Source organism: Verrucomicrobiia bacterium (assembly GCA_035460805.1).
In the GTDB taxonomy this organism is placed as follows: domain Bacteria; phylum Patescibacteriota; class UBA1384; order CAILIB01; family CAILIB01; genus DATHWI01.
The window spans coordinates 1-2,256 of record DATHWI010000137.1; the positions used below are offsets into that span (position 1 = coordinate 1).

General features: G+C 53.4%; 1 protein-coding gene. It reads left to right on the forward strand.

Going from position 1 to position 2,256, the window contains the following annotated elements:
* Positions 1-2,256: hypothetical protein (locus tag VLA04_05780; protein HSI21172.1), on the forward strand; the 2,256-nt coding region annotated here is incomplete at both ends.

Genomic DNA, 2,256 nt, shown 5'->3' on the forward strand with positions numbered 1-2,256 from the left:
GCAAGTGGCTGGTACATCTAAGCTTTCCGTTACCAATAGTGGTGCACTTACCATCGCGTCAGCGCTTACCGTTTCCGCGGGGGGTGCTTCCATTACGGGTGGTCTTAATAACAATGCGGGTGGAATCACAAACGCAGGCAATATTACGGGCGCAGGCAATATTACCGGAAGTGGCACAATTACCGGTGGTACCCTCACTGACGGCACACTCTCTGTTACATCTGGTGCATTGACTGGTGGCACCACCGCTGTCTTTGGCACATCTGTGACTACCCCTACTGTGCTTGGAGGAACCTTGACCGGCGGTAATCTTTCCCTCCAGTCCACATCCCATGGCACAAAAGGTAATGTCTACTTCAATGGTGTAACTGCCTACGTAGATGCTTCCTCCAACCTCTTTGGAGCAGGCCTTAACGTGGGTTCCGGCACTATTACTTCTGGGCTCATTAACGGCCAGGACATCGACGCAACGGCCAATTTCACGGGTACCGTTACTGCCGCCACCGGGCTTACCGTTTCTGCTGGTGGGGCAGGAATTACAGGGGATATTACCGTGGCTGGCAACGTACTTGCTTCTGGTTCACGTGACATAGGTACGTCTGGAACCCGCTTCACAAATGGTTTCTTTGGAACGGTAGATGTAAACACGCTTACGGTTAACTCTGGCTCTACCGTAAACGGCCAGTTGGTAGTTTCTTCCACAACTTCACCTCAGCTCACGGTTAAGTACGATAACTCTAACTATTACAGCTCCGCCGTTTCTTCAGCTGGTGCGGTTACCTTTGATGCAACTGGCGCTGGCGCAGCGTTTACCTTTGCAGACGGGCTGACCGCCAATGTTTTTGCCTCTTCCGGTGCCACTATTACTGGTGGTGCCATTTCCAGTACCACTATTAGTGGTTCGACCGGTTCATTTACCACCCTGAGCTCTAGCGGTACCACCAACCTTGGTACGGCTGGCAATGTGGTCATTGGGTACGGTTCCGGCACGGTCCAAATCATTTCTACTGGCCTGAACGTTTCCACTGCCGGCGCCCTGTCGGGTGTTACCTCCATTGGTGCCAGTGGCAACATTTCAACCTCTGGTGATATTCTCACCACAGGAAGCGGTACTATTACCTCCGCAGGTGCACTGACTGTTTCCTCTGGGGGAGCGGCCATTACTGGCAACTCGAGTATTACTGGAACGCTCGGTGTCAGTAGCACACTTTCGGCGACTGGGGCAGGGACGGGTCTTGCAGTTACGAACAACGCAACGGTCGGCGGTACCCTTGCAGTTACCGGTACGGTTACCGGCGGTACGTACAATGGGCAGACCATTTCCAGTACAGCCAACTTTACCGGCACGGTAGGTGTGACAACCAGCCTTACGGTCCCTACCATTTTGAGCGCCTCTGGCAATCTGGCTCTTCAAGCGGCAAACGGCGTCGTTGCCCTTAACAAGGCAGGTACCCAAAATACCCTCCAGGTCTACAACTCTGGTGGTACCCTTTACGCGTCGCTTACACATGATGGTACCGATGCAGTGCTCTCCTCTAGCTCTGGTGCTCTCAACTTCCAGGCAGCAACCGGCATCGTAAACCTCAATAAGGCCAGCACGCAGAACTACCTCCGTGTCGCTTCTGCTACGGCTGCGAACTATGTAGAAATTACCCACAACGGTACGAATGGTGTCATTACCTCTACTGCAGGCGAGCTGCAGCTTCGTGGTGGCTCCGGTAGCACTAACCAAGTCTTGGTTGGTGATACTGGCGTGTCCATGAACTTGGTGTTCGTAGAGAGCTCCACCATTACCACATCTGGCAGCAAGACCGTCACCCTTGGTGCTTCCGGTGATATATTCAACCTCAACCAGACGGGTGTTACCTATAATGTAGGGACCCTTACTTCTACGGGCGCTACGCTTGCCACTAGTTCTACCTCCACTACGGCCTTGGTGGTGAATGGCCCAACCAGCCTTTCCGCTAACCTGCTGGATCTGCAGGTAAACAGCGTATCCAAGCTTTCAGTCAGTGCTGCGGGTGTAATTGCCCTGACCGGTATCACTCAGACCGGTACCACTGCCAACACCTTCACTGGTACCTCCACTTTCCAAAACGGGCTTCGTACTTCCGGCAATATCAGCAGTACTCCTTGGGGTGTAGCTGGGATAAACATTCAAGCCGCTGCTGCTACCTATACCGATAGCTCTCCTGCAGCCAGTCCGGTGGCTTCCATTGTTGCCAACTCCCTTGGTATCCCAACTTTTGCCGCAGC